The sequence below is a fragment of the Ruminobacter amylophilus genome, assembly GCF_900115655.1.
Taxonomy (GTDB): domain Bacteria; phylum Pseudomonadota; class Gammaproteobacteria; order Enterobacterales; family Succinivibrionaceae; genus Ruminobacter; species Ruminobacter amylophilus.
This window is the reverse complement of sequence record NZ_FOXF01000088.1, coordinates 1-2,790: the sequence shown is the minus strand read 5'-3', so window position 1 is coordinate 2,790 and position 2,790 is coordinate 1. Positions and strand designations below refer to the sequence as shown.

Here is a 2,790-nt window from a genome sequence, read left to right as displayed (position 1 = left end):
GACAGGACGGCTCAAGGAAGAATGAGATCCCGATGAATCAGCGTTACACCTTATCACTTAACGAGGCAGGTCAGTATTTTCACATTGGCGTAAAGAGACTGAGACGTCTTGCCGAATGCAACATCGGTAACTTTTCCGTCAGGTACGGCCACAAAAAAAGAACTGTAAAATTTTATGAAGGCCGGAAATTGATTCTTTTAGTTCAGATTATCCGCTGCACCGTAATTCATGAAGATCAAACTGAACAGAAATTATTTTGAAGTTCTAAAGATCCCGGGCATGCTTTTTTTTATATTTTAACAACATCACAAGAATGATTAACTAAATCAAATGTAATGCGGAATTTCTGATCATTAGTTGTAAATACAACTTGCTTTAAATCATCGCTTTGTTCTTCAATATTAATGGTCTTGGCGCTAAGTATTAATTTCTCAATTTTTAGTTTATCTTCCTCTGAATATGAGGATAAAGGATCTCCAAGCATAATAATGTCTGTGAATAATTGCATTCCACTAAAATGGTAATTATATATTTCAGGGGAACACGACTGATTAGTTATATCTTTTATGCATATACAATCGGGATCTACGTGCCAAAGCATTCTAGACATCCATAGTCTGTGTAATAAAACATGAAAGTTTAGGGTGTAGCGTTGTTTATTTCTTTCAACATCATCAGCACATCTCATTCCATGGACAAGACCTATAGATGGCCACATTGGTGCGTTGCAACCAAGAATATATGCTTTGTTATCTGTGGCTTTCCTAAAGATTTCAAGACATTTTCGGTAATTTTGAATTCTTGTTTGATTATATTTAAAGTAACTACCTTTAATAGCTCCCCAATATAAGGCATCAAGTTTAAAGTAGGTGATGTTAAGCTTTTTATAAAAGAAGGTTACAACATTATAGATATATTCACAAACTTCAGGATTACTAAAATCTAACATATACCAAGGTGCTTCTCTCCATCCTTCGTAGGTTACAGTTGAGGAGCAAAGAGGATTTCCATTTTTATCTTTTACTAGCCAATCTTGGTGGTTTTTAAAAATTGATGATTCAGTGGAACAAATAAAAGGGGCTATCCATATAGCAGCTTTCTTTCCAGTATTGTTAATTTTATGGACAAGCTCCTCTAAGCCTAATGAAAATTTGGATGCAGAAAAGTCTAGCCAATCTCCCATGTGGTTTTGGTAACCATCATCTATTAGTAGATAGTCTAAAGAATCAAAATTTTTTAATTCATTAAGGTTTTGAATTACTAATTGCTCGTTTACATCCGCATAATAGCTATACCATGAACACCAGCCTGTTGGAGTTTTATTAGGAATCTGAATGGAAAGATTGTTGTTTATATATTTAGCAAATTTGCATTTTATCGCAAATAAAGAGGTGTCTTCAATAATTACAAGATTTTCGAGAGAACTATATCCTTTAAAATTTTCAGTGTCCATTACTGCTTCTAAAGTTCCATCTGGATATACTCTAAAGAAACCTTGAAACTTATTACAAGTAGAGAATCCAACTAAAATCCAACTGTTATTTGATTTATATGCAATATAGTTATAAACAGTTGTGTATCCAAGATCATTTGTTATTCTATATACTGATGAATTGTCAGGACATCTAGCAATACAAGTTGGATTAGCAAAGGTTCCACTATAACAACAGAGCATTTGAAAACCTTCTGCGTAAAATGGAGTGTTAGGATCAGTAACTTTTGTTTTAAAAAGCACTAATTCAGATTGTTTAACATTAAATTCATCAAAAATAAATTCGTTATTATCAATGTCAAAGCTAAAATTATTGTCTGATAAGATATCTGATATGTCTTCAATTATGTTATTCATAAGAAAATCCTCTATTTGATAACAATGAGAGATAGGGGATGCAGACAAATTAATTCATATTGTTAAGCCTAAATTCCCTGTAGTTTTTGGTAACTACAATTCGTAAGGAGTAGCACAGTGCTACTCCTTTTTCCTTATTATACCTTGGTTTTCCAAACATTACCCCTTTATTGTTGTACACCTGAATTTTGTCATAATGTAGTTATACTAACGTATTTGGTAACTACATTATGACAGAGACAACTTCATCAGGTATAAAATTATCTTTTCAGACCAAAGGTAACTATAAATACGCTAAGGTACCAGGTATCTCTTACAGGGAAAATGGCAAAATCAGAAAGAAGGGAACTATTGTTATAAATCAGAAGGTTTTGACAAAGGAAGAGAGCAACAACAACTGGCAAAATTAGGATCTTTTACTCAGGAAAATTTTAGAGCTGAGAATTTGACAATTTAGTGGACTGTTTTGATGACAAACTAACTTGGCTGTGACACCAGCCACAGATAGATGTTAACTGTTTGAGAAATCTCAGGCAGTTTTTTTATTTCACCGGTTTCTCATGAGGCTGATCCGCCACTGTGGAAAATCCGATCCTTGAAATTTAGAAAATACGATCCGCCATCATCCACGAAAAAATGATCCGTCTGGTTGAAAACCTGATCCGCTACAACAAGAATTTATGATCAGGTAAAAATAGAAAAGAGTGTACAAAAATACTACATATTGCACTTTTTCAACTTTTGTGAAGACCAGACCGCAGGTGAGCATATACCAGTGATTGTTACAAACAAGCATGTAATTAAAGATTCTATCACAGGTACTTTGTGTTTCTCTTCGATTGATTCTTCAAATCAAAATAAAGAGCATATCTCAATAACAATAGATAATTGTTAAACGATCGCAAAAGTTGACCACCTAAACGAATTAAAGTTGACCACCT

The 2,790-nt window shown here is 33.5% G+C and carries 3 protein-coding genes; 2 read left to right on the top strand and 1 reads right to left on the bottom strand.

The annotated features are described in order from the left end of the window. On the top strand, positions 1-260 hold a 260-nt coding region (locus BMY80_RS12650; RefSeq protein ID WP_245730193.1), incomplete at its 5' end, for an excisionase. Between the two features lie 29 nt (positions 261-289). Here BMY80_RS12650 and BMY80_RS11770 read toward each other — a convergent pair. Next, a complete protein-coding gene (locus BMY80_RS11770) occupies positions 290-1,849 on the bottom strand; it encodes a glycoside hydrolase family 36 protein (protein WP_051622149.1) in 1,560 nt (519 codons plus the stop codon). 230 nt (positions 1,850-2,079) lie between these two features. On the opposite strand from BMY80_RS11770, the gene BMY80_RS11765 reads away from it, so the two are divergent. Continuing rightward, positions 2,080-2,259: a hypothetical protein gene (locus BMY80_RS11765; protein ID WP_031580358.1), complete on the top strand. Its 180-nt coding sequence runs from the start codon at positions 2,080-2,082 to the stop codon at positions 2,257-2,259. Positions 2,260-2,790 lie beyond the last annotated feature (531 nt).